Here is a 17549-nt window from a genome sequence, read left to right as displayed (position 1 = left end):
TCGTTAATCTGAATTAATTCCGAAAAATGCACCGTCAACGAAGCCGGTGTCGGGCTAAGTATAAGGAATATCGACAGAGGCGGGCGAGCAGATTGCGCAACATGCGAGCATGATCCAGAGATTTCTTAAGCTGCAAAAGAATGGTCCATGTACATGCCCTGCGGCTTGGGTTACATTGTTGGCACTTTTTTCCGGCGTAGCCCAAAACGCGCTGTCGTCAAGGGCATGGCCTTTAACAGTCCGATCTGGAGTTAAAATGTCCTCACGTAAAGAGCTTGCTAATGCTATTCGTGCGCTGAGCATGGACGCAGTACAGAAAGCCAAATCCGGCCACCCGGGCGCCCCTATGGGCATGGCTGACATCGCCGAAGTCCTGTGGCGTGATTTCCTTAACCACAACCCGCAGAACCCGGCATGGGCAGACCGCGACCGTTTCGTGCTGTCTAACGGCCACGGCTCTATGCTGATCTACAGCCTGCTGCACCTCACTGGCTACGATCTGCCAATCGAAGAGCTGAAAAACTTCCGTCAGCTGCACTCCAAAACTCCAGGTCACCCGGAAGTGGGCTACACCGCTGGCGTTGAAACCACTACCGGTCCGCTGGGTCAGGGCATCGCTAACGCCGTAGGGATGGCGATTGCAGAGAAGACCCTGGCGGCGCAGTTTAACCGTCCTGGCCACGACATCGTTGACCACTTCACCTACGCCTTCCTGGGCGACGGCTGCATGATGGAGGGCATTTCTCACGAAGTGTGCTCCCTGGCAGGCACCCTGAAGCTGGGTAAACTGGTTGCGTTCTACGACGACAACGGCATCTCCATCGACGGTCATGTTGAAGGCTGGTTCACTGACGACACCGCCGCACGTTTCGAAGCCTACGGCTGGCACGTTGTGCGCGGCGTTGATGGCCACGATGCTGACTCGATTAAACGTGCAGTAGAAGAAGCGCGCGCTGTGACGGACAAACCGTCTCTGCTGATGTGCAAAACCATCATCGGCTTCGGTTCGCCGAACAAAGCGGGTACGCACGACTCCCACGGCGCGCCGCTGGGCGACGCGGAAATCGCACTGACCCGTGAAGCTCTGGGCTGGAAACACCCTGCATTCGAAATCCCATCTGAGATCTACGCTCAGTGGGATGCAAAAGAAGTGGGCCAGGCGAAAGAAGCGGCCTGGAACGAGAAGTTCGCGGCATACGCGAAAGCCTTCCCTCAGGAAGCGGCTGAATTCACCCGTCGTATGAAAGGCGACATGCCGTCTGACTTCGACGCGAAAGCGAACGAGTTCATCGCGAAGTTGCAGGCGAACCCAGCCAAGATCGCCAGCCGTAAAGCATCTCAGAATGCGATCGAAGCGTTTGGCCCTCTGCTTCCAGAATTCCTCGGCGGCTCCGCTGACCTGGCGCCATCAAACCTGACCCTGTGGTCCGGATCTAAGCCAATCAACGAAGACACTGCCGGTAACTACATCCATTACGGTGTACGTGAATTCGGGATGACCGCGATTGCCAACGGTATCGCTCTGCACGGTGGCTTCCTGCCGTACACCTCTACCTTCCTGATGTTTGTGGAATATGCACGTAACGCCGTGCGTATGGCTGCGCTGATGAAACAGCGTCAGGTGATGGTCTACACCCACGACTCCATCGGTCTGGGCGAAGACGGTCCTACCCACCAGCCAGTAGAGCAGGTGGCTTCCCTGCGCGTGACCCCGAACATGAGCACATGGCGTCCATGTGACCAGGTTGAATCTGCGGTGGCGTGGAAATACGGCGTTGAGCGTCATGATGGCCCGACCGCACTGATCCTCTCCCGTCAGAACCTGGCGCAGCAGGAGCGTACCCCAGAGCAGCTGGCAAACATCGCGCGCGGTGGTTACGTGCTGAAAGATTGCGCAGGCCAGCCTGAGCTGATCTTCATCGCTACCGGTTCTGAAGTTGAACTGGCCGTTGCCGCATGGGAAAAACTGACTGCTGAAGGCGTGAAAGCGCGTGTGGTTTCTATGCCATCTACCGATACGTTCGACAAGCAGGATGCCGCGTACCGCGAATCCGTACTGCCTAAAGCGGTCTCCGCTCGCGTGGCGGTGGAGGCGGGTATCGCTGACTACTGGTTCAAATACGTGGGCCTGAACGGTGCTATCGTCGGTATGACCACGTTCGGTGAGTCTGCGCCGGCTGAACAGCTGTTTGAAGAGTTCGGCTTCACCGTTGAGAACGTTGTCGCTAAGGCGAAAGAACTGCTGTAACTCTCCCAGTGAGGCAAAACGGGTCGCTAAGGCGGCCCGTTTTTATTTCGATGGTATTTTTTTGTGTTAACAACATATATTTGGTGATTCCCATCACAAATACGTAAAGTCATAATATGTGTAATTTGCAATGAATATCACATATATAGACTTGCTTTTTTATTTCTTGTTTTTAACGATATGTTTTCATTCGTTTTATTAAAATGCGTTCTGACACGCTCGCCATTTTCTCCCCGTTTGATTTCATTTTACCGCAGGCGTATTTTGTTTTTAGCGATACGTTGTACCCTAAAAATAAAATAAGGATGATATATGCGGTTAATTGATTATTTCCCTGAATCCTCAATATCAATAAAATCCGCAGCAAAGGACTGGCAGGAAGCCATTGATTTGTCCATGTCGTCTTTGCTGCAAAATCATTATATTAACGCTGGTTATATTGAAGCAATTAAAACCTCGACGCTCACTAATGGTCCTTATTACATTCTCGCTCCGGGTGTAGCGATGCCTCATGCCCGTCCGGAGTGCGGTGCCTTAAAAACAGGTATGTCATTAACACTTCTTAAACAGGAAGTGCAGTTTGCCGACGACGATGAGCCCGTGAAATTACTCATTGGTTTATCGGCGGCGGATGCGGATTCACATATCGGCGCTATCCAGGCATTAAGCGAATTATTATGTGAAGAAGATAAACTGTCGGCGTTGTTAACCGCTAAGTCAGAAAAGCAGTTGGCGGATATTATCGCTCGCGCATAATTATTCTCTCCTTTACAGGACATTATTATGGAACACAAGTCTGCTCGTGCAAAGGTCCAGGCTTTTGGGGGCTTTTTGACTGCAATGGTCATCCCGAATATTGGCGCTTTTATTGCCTGGGGATTTATTACCGCATTATTTATTCCAACCGGCTGGATGCCAAATGAGCATTTTGCCAAAATTGTCGGTCCGATGATCACCTATTTATTGCCGGTGATGATTGGCTCTACCGGTGGACACCTGGTTGGCGGCAAACGTGGGGCGGTGATGGGGGGGATCGGCACTATCGGCGTGATTATCGGCGCGGATATTCCTATGTTCCTCGGCTCAATGATCATGGGGCCACTTGGCGGTCTGGTGATTAAGCACATCGATCGGCTGCTGGATAAACGCATTCCCGCTGGTTTTGAGATGGTCATCAACAACTTCTCGCTGGGTATTGCGGGCATGCTCCTCTGCCTGCTGGGATTTGAAGTGATCGGCCCTGCGGTGTTAATTGCCAATAACTTTATCAAAGAATGTATTGAAGCACTGGTGCATGCGGGCTATTTGCCGCTGCTGTCGCTGATTAACGAACCGGCAAAAATCCTGTTTTTAAATAACGCTATCGATCAGGGTGTTTATTATCCGCTGGGAATGCAGCAGGCTTCCGAAACGGGTAAATCCATCTTCTTTATGGTGGCCTCCAACCCCGGGCCGGGATTAGGTCTGCTGCTGGCTTTTACTTTTTTTGGCAAAGGGATGGCAAAGAAATCAGCCCCTGGCGCGATGATTATTCACTTCCTGGGCGGCATTCATGAGCTCTATTTCCCTTACGTACTGATGAAACCGCTGACGCTGATTGCGATGATTGCTGGCGGCATGAGCGGAACGTGGATATTTAATATGTTGGGCGGTGGTCTGGTAGCTGGCCCAAGTCCGGGTTCGATTTTCGCCTATCTCGCGTTAACACCTAAGGGTGCTTTTCTCGCAACGATTGCTGGCGTAACGGCAGGCACTCTGGTCTCTTTTGCAGTCACCTCCCTGATCTTAAAAATGGATAAAAGCCATGAAGCTGAAACGGAAGATACTTTCAATGATTCTGCCAACGCCGTAAAAGCCATGAAGCAGGAAGGCAAGTTTTCTTATCGGGATATTAAGCGCATCGCTTTTGTCTGCGATGCCGGAATGGGCTCCAGCGCTATGGGCGCGACGACATTCCGCAAGCGTCTGGAAAAGGCCGGGCGAGATATCGACGTAAAACATTACGCCATCGAAAATGTGCCTGACGATGCGGACATTATTGTTACCCATGCCAGCCTGGAGGGGCGTGCTAAACGGGTCAGTGACAAACCGTTAGTGCTGATAAAAAACTATCTCGGCGATCCGCAGCTTGACGATCTCTTTAAGCATTTAACGGCGAATTAATCTATCTGGTTTCTGGAGTCATTATGAAAACGAAAGTGGCTGCCATTTATGGCAAGCAGGATGTTCGTATCCGTGAATTTGAACTGCCCGAAATAAGCGACAATGAACTGCTGGTGAGCGTAATTTCTGACAGCGTTTGTTTATCAACCTGGAAGGCAGCGAAATTAGGCAGTGAACATAAACGTGTGCCGGACGATCTGGAAAATCATCCGGTCATCACCGGACATGAATGCGCCGGGGTGATTGTTGAGGTCGGGAAAAATCTGACCGAAAAATATAAAAAAGGTCAGCGCTTTGTTTTACAACCGGCAATGGGATTACCGACCGGTTATTCTGCTGGCTACAGCTATGAATATTTTGGCGGCAATGCGACGTATATGATTATTCCAGAAGTCGCAATTAATCTGGGCTGCGTTTTACCTTATCACGGCTCCTATTTTGCGGCGGCTTCGCTGGCGGAACCCATGTGCTGCATTATCGGCGCGTATAACGCCAATTATCATACGACGCAATATGTCTATGAGCACCGGATGGGCGTGAAACCGGGAGGTAATATTGCGCTTCTGGCCTGCGCCGGGCCGATGGGAATTGGCGCTATTGATTATGCGATTAACGGCGGGATTCAGCCGTCGCGCGTTGTGGTGGTGGATATCGATGAGGCTCGCCTTGCGCAGGCGGAAAAACTCCTGCCGGTTGAGCTGGCGGCACAAAAGGGTATTGAGCTTATCTATGTCAATACCTCCGAACTGGAGAACCCTGCCGCTACGTTACGCGCATTAACTGACAATGCAGGCTTTGACGACGTGTTTGTCTATGCCGCGGTTCCGGCGGTCATTGAACTGGCAGACGATCTTCTCGCCGAGGACGGGTGCCTGAATTTCTTCGCCGGACCAACGGACAGCAATTTCAAGGTGCCGTTTAATTTTTACAACGTCCATTACAACAGTACCCATGTGGTGGGCACCTCCGGCGGCTCGACGGAGGACATGAAAGAGGCGATTGCGCTGAGTGCGACGGGCCAGCTCCAGCCGTCGTTTATGGTGACCCACATCGGCGGCCTTGATGCGGTGCCGCATACGGTACTCAATCTTCCGGACATTCCTGGAGGCAAGAAGCTTATCTATAACGGTGTCACCATGCCGTTAACGGCCATTGCCGATTTTGCCGAAAAGGGCAAAACCGATCCGCTTTTCCGGGAGCTGGCAAGGCTTGTGGAAGAGACGCACGGCATCTGGAATGAAAAAGCAGAGCGCTATCTGCTGGCGCAGTTTGGTGTGGATATTGGGGAGGCGGCGGCATGATGTCTCTGGCATGGCCGCTCTTTCGCGTTACGGAACAGGCGGCGTTGGCCGCCTGGCCGCAAACCGGGTGCGGCGATAAAAACCGAATCGACGGGCTGGCGGTAACCGCCATGCGCGAGGCGCTAAACGCGATAGCGATGCGCGGGCGTATCGTTATCGGCGAAGGTGAGATCGACCATGCGCCAATGCTGTGGATTGGCGAGGAGGTCGGAAGCGGCATCGGCCCGGCGGTGGATATTGCCGTCGATCCCATCGAGGGCACCCGCATGGTGGCGATGGGGCAAAGCAATGCGCTGGCTGTGATGGCGTTTGCGCCTGAGGGCCGCCTGTTTCATGCCCCTGATATGTACATGAAAAAACTGGTGGTTAACGCAGCGGCAGCTGGGGCAATCAGCCTCGATCTCCCGCTGGCAGAAAACCTTCGCAACGTTGCCCGGGCGCTGGGCAAGCCGCTGGAGCATCTGCGGATGGTGACGCTGGACAAACCGCGCCTGCAAAATGCAATTGCCGAGGCGACGCAACTGGGCGTGAAAGTGTTTGCGCTGCCCGATGGCGACGTCGCCGCCAGCGTTCTGACCTGCTTACAGGATAATCCCTATGATCTGATGTACACCACAGGCGGCGCGCCGGAAGGGGTGATCTCCGCCTGCGCGGTGAAAGCGCTGGGTGGCGATATGCAGGCTGAGCTGATCGATTTTTGTGAAGCGAAAGGGGAGAGTCCTGAGAACCGTAGGGTCGCCGTGCAGGAGCACCGTCGCTGTGCGGAGATGAAGGTGGAAGTCAATCGTATCTATACCCTTAGCGAACTGGTAAAGGGCAATGACATTCTGTTCAGCGCGACGGGCGTGACGGGCGGCGAACTGGTTAAAGGTATTCAACAGGTTGCGAAGGGTGTGCGCACGCAAACTTTACTGATCGGCGGCGCAGATCGAACGTGTAATATAATAGACTCTCTGCATTCACGGTGATTTATCGAGATACAAATGACGACACTGACAGAAGACGATGTGCTTGAGCAACTGGATGCTCAGAATAACCTCCTCGCATTTATGACGACGGCACAGTCTTTTTTACTCCAGGGCATTAAATGTTTTCTGCCGTCGCTGTTTGTCGATAACGATGAAGAGATCGTGGAATATGCAGTGAAGCCGTTACTCGCCCGGAGTGGGCCGCTTGATGACATCGATGTGGCGTTACGCCTGATCTATGCGCTGGGGAAAATGAAAAAATGGCTCTACGCCGACATAACGCATTTTTCGCAGTTTTATCAGTATCTGAACGAGCAGGATACGATCCCTGGCTTCGCCGATGACATCACCTGGGATTTTATCAGCAACGTTAATTGCATCACCCGTAACGCGACGTTATTCAGCGCGCTGGAGTCGATGAAATTTGCTGACTTTGCCGCATGGTCTGAGGTGCGCTTTACCGCAATGATCAAGACGGCGCTCACCCTGGCGGTAACGACAATTTTAAAGGAACTTACGCCGTGAAAATTGGGCTAACGGTCAATGGGCTATATGTAGAAGCACATTATCCTGACGACGAAATTGAAAATGTTCATAAGCCTTTGCTGCGGCAACTGGCGAAACGGCATTTCGCCAGCGCCAGCAGACGTACGATTGTTTTTCTCAGCGCCCCGCCCGGTACGGGCAAGTCCACGCTGACCGCCTTCTGGGAATTCCTCTCTCGTCAGATGGAGGGGCTCGCTCCGATTCAGACGTTGCCGATGGATGGATTTCATCACTACAACGTCTGGCTGGAAGCGCATAACCTGCGCGCGTACAAAGGCGCCCCGGAGACCTTTGATGTCGACAGGCTGGCGCAACATCTGCGGCAGATAAAAGAGGGCGACGGTACCTGGCCGCAGTATGACCGGCAAACGCACGACCCTGTCGAAGATGCAATCGTGGTAACGGCCCCTGTCGTGATTGTTGAGGGTAACTGGCTGCTGCTCGATGACGAACGATGGCGAACGCTGACGGGATACTGTGATTTTTCATTGTTTATTCGCGCCCCCGCCGAAGCCTTACGTAAGCGCCTGGTTGGACGTAAGCTGGCCGGCGGACTCTCTCAGGCCGACGCCGACGCGTTTTATGCGCGCACCGACGGGCCAAACGTGGAGCGTGTTTTGCGTCACAGCCGTCCTGCCAATGTTGAACTGATGATGTCGGCAAATGGCGAATACCGACTCGTCTGATCCTCAGCGGCTTTCAGTAGGGGCTCCGGTCGACCCGCCGCGTTTTTACGTGGCGGGAGGAAAAGGGATTATTCCGGAAAAATGTGATGGAGATCAGATAAAATCGCTCTTAATCTGGACAGAGATTCCTTTTATTCCCCGATTCGCTTATTCTTGCTGAAGCGTTTCAGTCGATTAAATGTTCGACAATTGACCAATCAATCGCAGTTTGTGACAGCAAGGATTCCCCTTCGGGCGTCGCTGGATTACTCTTTCAGCCACCTCAAACTCAGGGATAGCTTTGCAGGAGATCTATGACCGTACGCGTAGCGATTAATGGCTTCGGTCGCATCGGACGCAACGTGGTTCGTGCTTTATATGAATCCGGGCGTCGTGCGGAAATCACCGTGGTGGCAATCAATGAACTGGCGGATGCTGCGGGCATGGCGCATTTGTTGAAATATGACACCAGCCACGGTCGCTTTGCCTGGGACGTTCGCCAGGAAAGGGAACAGCTGTTCGTCGGTGACGATGCCATCCGCGTGCTGCATGAGAACAGTATTGAAGGGCTGCCCTGGCGCGAACTGGGTGTGGATGTGGTGCTGGACTGTACCGGCGTGTACGGTAACCGTGAACATGGCGAAGCGCATCTGAATGCTGGCGCGAAAAAAGTGCTGTTCTCCCATCCCGGCAGTAACGACCTCGACGCCACCGTCGTGTTTGGCGTCAACCAGCACGAGCTGCAAGCTGAACACCGCATTGTCTCCAACGCCTCCTGCACCACCAACTGCATTATTCCGGTCATTAAACTGTTAGACGATGCGTATGGCATTGAATCCGGCACCGTGACCACGATTCACTCCGCCATGCACGATCAGCAGGTCATCGACGCCTACCATCCGGATTTACGGCGCACTCGCGCGGCGAGCCAGTCCATCATTCCGGTGGATACGAAACTGGCTGCCGGGATCACCCGTATTTTCCCGCAGTTTAACGACCGTTTCGAAGCGATTGCCGTGCGCGTGCCGACGATAAACGTCACCGCAATCGATCTTAGCGTGACGGTGAAAAAACCGGTAAAAGCCTGTGAAGTCAACCTGTTGCTGCAAAAAGCGGCACAGGGAGCATTTCATGGTATAGTTGACTATACGGAATTACCGTTGGTCTCAGTAGATTTTAACCACGACCCGCACAGCGCCATCGTGGATGGCACGCAGACGCGAGTCAGTGGTGCGCACCTTATCAAGACGCTGGTCTGGTGTGATAACGAATGGGGCTTTGCTAACCGAATGCTCGACACCACGTTAGCCATGGCCGCAAAAGGTTTCAGGTAGAGCGCACCTTGCGCTTGCAAAACTTTAAGAATCAACGAGAGGATTCACCATGTCTGTAATTAAGATGACCGATCTGGATCTGGCAGGTAAACGCGTTTTCATCCGTGCCGATCTGAACGTACCGGTTAAAGATGGCAAAGTGACCAGCGACGCGCGTATCCGTGCATCTCTGCCAACCATTGAACTGGCTCTGAAGCAGGGCGCTAAAGTGATGGTCACCTCCCACCTGGGCCGTCCAACTGAAGGCGAGTACAACGAAGAGTTCTCTCTGCTGCCGGTTGTTAATTACCTGAAAGACAAACTGTCCAGCCCGGTTCGCCTGGTGAAAGATTACCTGGACGGCGTGGAAGTTGCCGAAGGTGAGCTGGTTGTTCTGGAAAACGTTCGCTTCAACAAAGGCGAAAAGAAAGACGACGAAACCCTGTCCAAAAAATACGCTGCGCTGTGCGACGTATTCGTGATGGATGCATTCGGTACGGCTCACCGTGCGCAGGCATCTACCCACGGTATCGGTAAATTCGCAGACGTCGCCTGTGCAGGTCCGCTGCTGGCTGACGAACTGGAAGCGCTGGGTAAAGCTCTGAAAGAACCTGCTCGTCCAATGGTCGCTATCGTTGGTGGTTCTAAAGTGTCTACCAAACTGACCGTACTGGATTCCCTGTCCAAAATCGCTGACCAGCTGATCGTTGGCGGTGGTATCGCGAACACCTTCGTTGCTGCGCAAGGCCACAACGTGGGTAAATCCCTGTACGAAGCGGATCTGGTTGACGAAGCCAAACGTCTGCTGAGCACCTGTGATATCCCGGTTCCAACTGACGTTCGTGTAGCTACCGAGTTCTCCGAAACTGCTACTGCAACCCTGAAGTCTGTTTACGACATCAAAGATGAAGAGCAAATTCTGGACCTGGGCGACGTTTCTGCACAGAAACTGGCTGAAATCCTGAAAAACGCAAAAACTATCCTGTGGAACGGTCCTGTCGGCGTGTTCGAATTCCCGAACTTCCGCAAAGGCACTGAGATCGTGGCTAACGCTATCGCAGACAGCGAAGCGTTCTCTATCGCAGGCGGTGGTGACACCCTGGCAGCTATCGATCTGTTCGGTATCGCTGACAAGATCTCCTACATCTCCACTGGTGGCGGCGCATTCCTCGAATTCGTGGAAGGTAAAGTCCTGCCAGCAGTAGCAATGCTCGAAGAGCGCGCTAAGAAGTAAGCCATTCAGGGGCAGGGAAACCTGCCCAATTTTCAGCGCGCTTATCAGAGCTCGCACCTTTTCTAACGGCCGAAGATACAGGACTAAGCAACATGTCTAAAATTTTTGATTTCGTAAAACCTGGCGTTATCACTGGTGATGACGTACAGAAAGTGTTCCAGGTAGCTAAAGAAAACAACTTCGCACTGCCAGCAGTTAACTGCGTAGGTACCGACTCCATCAACGCCGTACTGGAAACCGCTGCAAAAGTTAAAGCACCGGTTATCGTTCAGTTCTCTAACGGCGGCGCTGCGTTTATCGCAGGTAAAGGCGTGAAAACTGACGTTCCTCAGGGCGCTGCTATCCTGGGTGCTATCTCTGGCGCACATCACGTTCACCAGATGGCTGAGCACTACGGTGTTCCGGTTATCCTGCACACTGACCACTGCGCGAAAAAACTGCTGCCATGGATCGACGGTCTGCTGGACGCAGGTGAAAAACACTTCGCAGCAACCGGTAAGCCACTGTTCTCTTCTCACATGATCGACCTGTCCGAAGAGTCTCTGGAAGAAAACATCGAGATCTGCTCTAAGTATCTGGCGCGTATGTCCAAAATGGGCATGACCCTGGAAATCGAACTGGGTTGCACCGGCGGTGAAGAAGACGGTGTGGACAACAGCCACATGGACGCTTCTGCTCTGTACACTCAGCCAGAAGACGTTGATTACGCTTACACCGAGCTGAGCAAAATCAGCCCACGCTTCACCATCGCAGCGTCCTTCGGTAACGTACACGGCGTATACAAACCAGGTAACGTGGTTCTGACCCCGACCATCCTGCGTGATTCTCAGGAATACGTGTCTAAGAAACACAACCTGCCGCACAACAGCCTGAACTTCGTCTTCCACGGCGGTTCCGGTTCTTCTGCTCAGGAAATCAAAGATTCCGTAAGCTACGGCGTAGTGAAAATGAACATCGATACCGACACCCAATGGGCAACCTGGGACGGTATCCTGCAATACTACAAAACCAACGAAGCTTACCTGCAAGGTCAGCTGGGCAACCCGAAAGGCGAAGACCAGCCGAACAAGAAATACTACGATCCACGCGTATGGCTGCGCGCTGCCCAGACTTCTATGATTACTCGTCTGGAGCAGGCATTCAAAGAACTGAACGCGGTTGACGTTCTGTAATTTGAGCTGTTCATAGCGTCAAGAAGGTCCGCATATGCGGGCCTTTTTTTATGCTTTTTCAATATCCTGCAATACCCAATTTTGTGATCTGTTTGGCATTACCCGCTCTTTTTGTTTACCCTTTACTGACCTGCCTGTCCCCTTAAGGGACAGATTTTGTGTTTTGGTTTAGCAAAAGGAAGAATAAATGGAACAACTTGATGTTGTAGACAGCATCAATAACGCGGGTAACTGGCTGGTGCGCAACCAGGCGCTACTGCTGAGCTACGCCGTGAATATTGTTGCCGCTATTGCCATCATCATTGTCGGGATGATCGTGGCGCGTATCGTATCGAACGCTGTCAACCGGGTGATGGTCGCACGACACATTGATGCCACAGTCGCCGATTTCCTCTCCGCGCTGGTCCGTTACGGCATCATCGCCTTTACGCTGATTGCGGCGCTGGGGCGTGTCGGCGTGCAGACCGCATCCGTCATCGCTGTGCTCGGTGCTGCCGGTCTGGCCATTGGTCTGGCATTGCAGGGTTCGCTGTCGAACCTGGCGGCGGGCGTACTGCTGGTGACCTTCCGTCCGTTCCGTTCCGGTGAGTATGTGGATCTGGGCGGTATTGCCGGTACCGTGTTGCAGGTACAGATTTTCTCTACGACCCTGCGTACCGTGGATGGTCGCATTGTGGTAGTCCCGAACGGGAAAATCATTGCGGGCAATATCATTAACTTCTCCCGCGAGCCGGTGCGTCGTAACGAGCTGATCATCAGCGTGGCGTACGACTCCGATATCGATCAGGTGAAGTCGCTGATCGCCAACATCATTGCCTCTGACGATCGTATTCTGAAGGACCGCGAGCAGACCGTTCGTCTGAACGAGCTGGGTGCGTCATCCATTAATTTTGTGGTGCGCATCTGGAGCAAAAGCAGCGATCTGCAAAACGTTTACTGGGATGTGCTGGAGCGCATCAAGCGTGATTTCGATGCTAACGGTATCAGCTTCCCTTATCCGCAGATGGACGTAAATCTCAAACGCGAGAAAGCAGCCGAATAATTTGCTTTAACGTAGGCCCGGTAAGCGTCAGCGACACCGGGCTTTTCTTTTATTAGCCCGGCTAATCCCCAATTAATATTATCAATTTCCTCTAATGCCGTTCCCGCAGTATAGTCTGCCTCCAGGACAACTCTGCAAGAATTACGTCATGTTATCTTATTATTTTCAGGGGCTTGCGTTAGGCGCGGCCATGATCCTTCCCCTTGGTCCACAAAATGCGTTTGTGATGAACCAGGGCATTCGCCGCCAGTATCATCTGATGATTGCCCTGCTGTGCGCGGTGAGCGATTTGCTACTGATTTGCGCCGGGATTTTTGGCGGCAGCGCCTTGCTGATGCAGTCGCCGTGGCTGCTGGCGCTGGTTACCTGGGGCGGCGTAGCGTTTCTGCTGTGGTACGGGTTTGGCGCCCTGAAAACGGCCATGAGCAGCAATCTTGAGCTGGCGAGCGCCGAAGTGATGAAGCAGGGGCGCTGGAAGATTATCGTCACCATGCTCGCCGTGACGTGGCTTAACCCGCACGTCTACCTTGATACCTTTGTGGTGCTCGGCAGCCTGGGTGGACAGCTGGACGTTGAGCCCAAGCGCTGGTTTGCGCTCGGTACGGTCAGCGCCTCCTTCCTCTGGTTCTTCGGTCTTGCGATCCTGGCGGCGTGGCTGGCACCACGGCTGCGGACTGCCAGAGCGCAGCGCATCATTAACACGCTGGTGGGGCTGGTGATGTGGTTTATTGCCTTCCAGCTGGCGAAAGAGGGGATTCATCACGTACAGGGACTGTTCAACTAAGCGTTGTCTTATGGACATCTGAACAAGACCCGCTAAGCTTGCTGGCATGAGCCCTGTTAACAGGGCACTCTTCGCAACATGGAGGAATGACAGTGAAGTTTAAGGTGATGGCCCTGGCGGCATTAGTAAGTTTAGGTACGGTGTCGGTGCAGGCGAATGAACTGCCAAACGGCCCGCACATTGTCACTTCAGGCACGGCAAGCGTGGATGCGGTACCGGATGTTGCAACCCTGGCAATTGAAGTGAACGTGGCGGCGAAAGATGCTGCTTCCGCCAAGAAACAGGCAGACGATCGTGTTGCGCAATACCTCTCTTTCCTGGAACAGAACGGTGTCGCGAAAAAAGACATCAGCTCTGCGAACCTGCGTACCCAACCGGATTACGACTACCAGAACGGCAAAAGCATCCTGAAAGGCTATCGCGCCGTGCGTACTGTGGAAGTGACTGTACGCCAGCTTGATAAGCTCAACGGATTGCTGGATGGTGCGCTGAAGGCTGGGCTGAACGAAATTCGTTCCGTCTCGCTGGGCGTTGCGCAACCGGAGAAATATAAAGACGAAGCGCGTAAAGCGGCGATTGATGATGCCATTCATCAGGCGCAGCAGCTGGCATCCGGCTTCAAGACCAAGCTCGGTCCGGTTTACAGCGTGCGCTACCACGTTTCAAACTACCAGCCAAGCCCGATGGTTCGGATGATGAAGGCGGACGCCGCGCCGGTTTCTGCTCAGGAAACCTACGAGCAGCCAACCATTCAGTTCGACGATCAGGTTGATGTGGTGTTCCAGCTGGAGCCGACTGAAAAGCCCGCTCAGTAACCCGTAGGCCGGGTAAGGCGAAGCCGCCACCCGGCTAGTTTTTCAATCCTGTCTTAACACCTTATGCCCAAACGCCAGCAGCGCGTCAGTGACGTTGCGCATCATGCGGCTTTCCGGCGCAAAACGGTGCCAGTACAGCATCCGGCGCTGATACAGCCCCGGGGTTAAATCAATCAGCTCACCGCTTTTCAACTCTTTCTCAATCTGCAAATGCGGGATCATGCAGCAGGTGGTTCCCTGACGCGCGAGCTGTACGAAGGCTTCGGACGAGTTAACGATATGACACGGTACGCTGCCCGGCGGCAGATCGAAGTTTTGTTGCAGGAAAGCCTGATGCATATCGTCCAGATGGTCGAAAGCGACGGCAGGCGCTTTCAGCAGCGCGGCGCGGGTCACACCGTTCGGGAAGTAGCGCTCGGCAAAAGCTTTTGAACCGACAAACAGGTAATCCAGCGCGCCCAGCTGATCCACCAGACAGCTTGGCAACGCCTGAGGCTGAATACTGACCGCACCAACCACTTCGCCACGGCGCAGGCGTTCCTGAGTGCGGGTCTCGTCTTCAACCTGGAGATTCAGGCGGATAGGGGAGTCGGCCAGCACCGGCGCAAGGGCCGGCAGCAGCCAGGTTGCCAGACTGTCGGCGTTCACCGCCAGCGACAGCAGCAGCGGCGTGGAGCCGGTCTGTTCATCGCCCAGCCACTCATCTTCCAGCAGTTCAACCTGCCGCAGCAGGGCGAGGAGCTTTTGTCCTTGCTCCGTCGGACGCGGCGGTACGGTACGCACCAGCAGCGGCTGCCCGAACATGTTTTCAAGCTGTTTGATACGCTGTGATACGGCGGACTGGGTGATGCACAGCTTTTGCGCCGCGCGCTCAAAACCGCGTTCACGAATAACTGCATCAAGTGCCTGTAGTGTTCTGTAGTCCGGACGTTTCATTGCTCTGGCTGACTCCTTAATTTTGCTTAATCTGCACTATGACACAATTTTCCCTTCGTGGCAGACGAAATCCATTCGACGTGTTCTATAATGCGCCCTGAGTTTTCACACCACAGGCAAAACGATCATGACGCAGGATGAACTGAAAAAAGCAGTAGGATGGGCCGCTCTCCAGTACGTACAGCCGGGTACCATTGTCGGTGTTGGTACGGGGTCGACGGCGGCGCACTTTATCGATGCGCTGGGCACGATGAAGGGGCAGATCGAGGGCGCGGTTTCCAGCTCCGATGCTTCCACGGAAAAGCTGAAAAGCCTCGGCATCACCGTTTTCGACCTCAACGAAGTGGACCGTCTGGGCATTTACGTTGATGGCGCGGATGAAATCAACGGCCATATGCAGATGATCAAAGGCGGCGGCGCGGCGCTGACGCGCGAGAAGATCATTGCCTCCGTTGCGGATAAGTTCATCTGCATCGCGGACGCCTCCAAGCAGGTCGACATTCTGGGGAATTTCCCGCTGCCGGTCGAAGTGATCCCGATGGCGCGCAGCGCCGTGGCACGTCAACTGGTGAAGCTGGGCGGTCGTCCGGAATACCGTCAGGGTGTGGTGACCGACAACGGCAACGTGATCCTCGACGTTCACGGCCTTGAGATCCTCGATGCCATTGCGCTGGAAAATGCGATCAACGGCATTCCAGGCGTCGTTACCGTAGGGTTATTTGCCAACCGTGGCGCGGATGTGGCGCTGATCGGCACGGCTGACGGTGTAAAAACCATCGTAAAATGATCTGACGGGGGGAACGCTCCCCCCGCTAAAAAATTTTTGAAAAGCTAAATTCGGTGACTTGTGTCACGTTTTTCCGCCTCTTTTGCCGATCCTGCCGCGTTCGTAATATTCCGCAGCATTTTCCTCTGCCATTTTGCTCTGTATGACTTTTCTTCAGAGTGCCGACGCAAACGTTCATATTGCTGCAATAGTTTTTTTTGATATGTTGGCTGCACGGGATTTATATCCAGCACAACATCAGTTCAGATAAAAACAGGGTCGGGTAAATGGCAAAGGTATCACTGGAGAAAGACAAGATTAAATTCCTGCTGGTTGAAGGCGTGCACCAGAAAGCGCTCGATAGCCTTCGCGCAGCAGGCTACACCAACATCGAATTTCACAAAGGCTCGCTGGACACTGAAGAGCTGAAAGCGTCCATCCGTGATGCCCATTTCATTGGCCTGCGATCCCGTACCCAACTGACTGAAGACGTTATTGCTGCGGCGGAAAAGCTGGTGGCGATTGGCTGTTTCTGCATCGGCACCAATCAGGTTGATCTGAATGCCGCCGCAAAACGTGGTATCCCGGTCTTTAACGCGCCGTTCTCTAACACCCGTTCCGTGGCGGAGCTGGTGATTGGCGAGCTGCTGCTGCTCCTTCGCGGCATTCCGGAAGCTAACGCCAAAGCACACCGCGGCGTGTGGAATAAGCTGGCTGCGGGCTCCTACGAAGCGCGTGGTAAAAAGCTTGGGATTATCGGTTACGGCCACATCGGTACGCAGCTCGGTATTCTGGCGGAATCCCTCGGCATGCACGTGTTTTTCTACGATATCGAAAGCAAGCTGCCGCTGGGTAACGCGACGCAGGTGCAGCATCTCTCTGATCTGCTGAATATGAGTGACGTGGTCAGTCTGCACGTGCCGGAAAATGCGTCCACCAAAAACATGATGGGGGCGGAAGAGCTGGCGCTGATGAAGCCGGGCTCTCTGCTGATCAACGCCGCGCGCGGCACTGTGGTTGACATTCCTGCGCTGTGCGACGCGCTGAAGCGTAAGCATCTGGCGGGTGCGGCGATTGACGTATTCCCGACGGAACCGGCCACCAACAGCGATCCGTTCACCTCTCCGCTGTGCGAGTTCGACAACGTGATCCTGACGCCGCATATCGGCGGTTCTACTCAGGAAGCGCAGGAGAATATCGGCCTGGAAGTGGCGGGTAAGCTGAGCAAATATTCCGACAACGGTTCAACGCTCTCTGCGGTGAACTTCCCGGAGGTGTCTCTGCCGCTGCACGGTGGGCGTCGTCTGCTGCACATCCACGAAAACCGTCCTGGCGTGCTGACCGCCATCAACCAGATTTTTGCTGAGCAGGGTGTTAACATTGCCGCGCAGTATCTGCAAACTAACTCGCAGATGGGTTATGTGGTGATTGATATCGAAGCGGATGAAGACATCGCCGAGAAAGCATTGCAGAGCATGAAGGCCATTCCGGGGACGATTCGCGCGCGCCTGTTGTACTGATGGTGCAGTTTGTGGCGTCGGGTGGTGGCTGCGCCTTACCCGACCTACAGTTGTCGTGCGGTTTGTGTGTCGGGTG

General features: G+C 53.8%; 16 protein-coding genes. 15 read left to right on the top strand and 1 reads right to left on the bottom strand.

The window, feature by feature from the left end; translation table 11 throughout:
• Positions 1-256 precede the first annotated feature (256 nt).
• From tkt to ACQG0T_RS18935, 13 genes are all read left to right on the top strand, one after another.
• On the top strand, positions 257-2248 hold the full coding sequence (gene tkt / locus ACQG0T_RS18995; RefSeq protein WP_023295400.1) for a transketolase: 1992 nt from the start codon (positions 257-259) through the stop codon (positions 2246-2248).
• A 312-nt stretch (positions 2249-2560) separates the two neighbouring features.
• The gene (gene cmtB / locus ACQG0T_RS18990; RefSeq protein ID WP_023295399.1) at positions 2561-3004 is read left to right on the top strand and encodes a PTS mannitol transporter subunit IIA; all 444 of its coding nucleotides are present in this window, start codon (positions 2561-2563) and stop codon (positions 3002-3004) included.
• A gap of 27 nt (positions 3005-3031) precedes the next feature.
• Positions 3032-4411 (top strand): PTS mannitol transporter subunit IICB, encoded by a 1380-nt coding sequence (locus tag ACQG0T_RS18985; protein WP_023295398.1) that lies wholly within the window; start codon positions 3032-3034, stop codon positions 4409-4411.
• 23 nt (positions 4412-4434) lie between these two features.
• A complete protein-coding gene (locus ACQG0T_RS18980; RefSeq protein WP_023295397.1) occupies positions 4435-5712 on the top strand; it encodes a zinc-binding dehydrogenase in 1278 nt (425 codons plus the stop codon).
• Positions 5709-6680 (top strand): class II fructose-bisphosphatase, encoded by a 972-nt coding sequence (gene glpX / locus ACQG0T_RS18975; RefSeq protein ID WP_023295396.1) that lies wholly within the window; start codon positions 5709-5711, stop codon positions 6678-6680. Before ACQG0T_RS18980 ends, glpX begins: the two co-directional genes overlap by 4 nt.
• A 15-nt stretch (positions 6681-6695) precedes the next feature.
• Positions 6696-7205 carry an MltR family transcriptional regulator gene (locus tag ACQG0T_RS18970; protein WP_271040452.1) on the top strand — a complete coding sequence of 170 codons (510 nt, stop codon included), beginning with the start codon at positions 6696-6698 and terminating at the stop codon, positions 7203-7205.
• A complete protein-coding gene (locus ACQG0T_RS18965) occupies positions 7202-7912 on the top strand; it encodes a nucleoside/nucleotide kinase family protein (RefSeq protein ID WP_023295395.1) in 711 nt (236 codons plus the stop codon). Before ACQG0T_RS18970 ends, ACQG0T_RS18965 begins: the two co-directional genes overlap by 4 nt.
• A 293-nt stretch (positions 7913-8205) precedes the next feature.
• The gene (gene epd / locus ACQG0T_RS18960) at positions 8206-9225 is read left to right on the top strand and encodes an erythrose-4-phosphate dehydrogenase (RefSeq protein ID WP_015571810.1); all 1020 of its coding nucleotides are present in this window, start codon (positions 8206-8208) and stop codon (positions 9223-9225) included.
• Between the two features lie 49 nt (positions 9226-9274).
• A complete protein-coding gene (pgk, locus tag ACQG0T_RS18955; RefSeq protein ID WP_271040451.1) occupies positions 9275-10438 on the top strand; it encodes a phosphoglycerate kinase in 1164 nt (387 codons plus the stop codon).
• Positions 10439-10530: 92 nt separating this feature from the next.
• Positions 10531-11610: a class II fructose-bisphosphate aldolase gene (fbaA, locus tag ACQG0T_RS18950; RefSeq protein ID WP_017692704.1), complete on the top strand. Its 1080-nt coding sequence runs from the start codon at positions 10531-10533 to the stop codon at positions 11608-11610.
• 187 nt (positions 11611-11797) lie between these two features.
• The gene (gene mscS / locus ACQG0T_RS18945; protein WP_023295393.1) at positions 11798-12652 is read left to right on the top strand and encodes a small-conductance mechanosensitive channel MscS; all 855 of its coding nucleotides are present in this window, start codon (positions 11798-11800) and stop codon (positions 12650-12652) included.
• Between the two features lie 148 nt (positions 12653-12800).
• The gene (argO, locus tag ACQG0T_RS18940) at positions 12801-13436 is read left to right on the top strand and encodes an arginine exporter ArgO (RefSeq protein WP_032682211.1); all 636 of its coding nucleotides are present in this window, start codon (positions 12801-12803) and stop codon (positions 13434-13436) included.
• Positions 13437-13528: 92 nt separating this feature from the next.
• Positions 13529-14251 (top strand): oxidative stress defense protein, encoded by a 723-nt coding sequence (locus ACQG0T_RS18935; RefSeq protein WP_032654935.1) that lies wholly within the window; start codon positions 13529-13531, stop codon positions 14249-14251.
• A 42-nt stretch (positions 14252-14293) separates the two neighbouring features.
• On the opposite strand, the gene argP is transcribed toward ACQG0T_RS18935, so the two are convergent.
• Positions 14294-15187: a DNA-binding transcriptional regulator ArgP gene (gene argP / locus ACQG0T_RS18930; protein WP_003860089.1), complete on the bottom strand. Its 894-nt coding sequence runs from the start codon at positions 15185-15187 to the stop codon at positions 14294-14296.
• A 127-nt stretch (positions 15188-15314) separates the two neighbouring features.
• Here argP and rpiA point away from each other — a divergent pair, with 127 nt between their 5' ends.
• On the top strand, positions 15315-15974 hold the full coding sequence (gene rpiA, locus ACQG0T_RS18925) for a ribose-5-phosphate isomerase RpiA (protein ID WP_003860091.1): 660 nt from the start codon (positions 15315-15317) through the stop codon (positions 15972-15974).
• Positions 15975-16240: 266 nt separating this feature from the next.
• Entirely contained in the window at positions 16241-17473 is a 1233-nt protein-coding gene (gene serA, locus ACQG0T_RS18920; RefSeq protein ID WP_252051600.1) for a phosphoglycerate dehydrogenase, read from the top strand.
• Positions 17474-17549 lie beyond the last annotated feature (76 nt).

Source organism: Enterobacter cloacae complex sp. 302F9 (assembly GCF_050030335.1).
Lineage (GTDB): Bacteria > Pseudomonadota > Gammaproteobacteria > Enterobacterales > Enterobacteriaceae > Enterobacter > Enterobacter hormaechei_C.
This window is presented reverse-complemented; position numbering and strand designations above follow the sequence as displayed.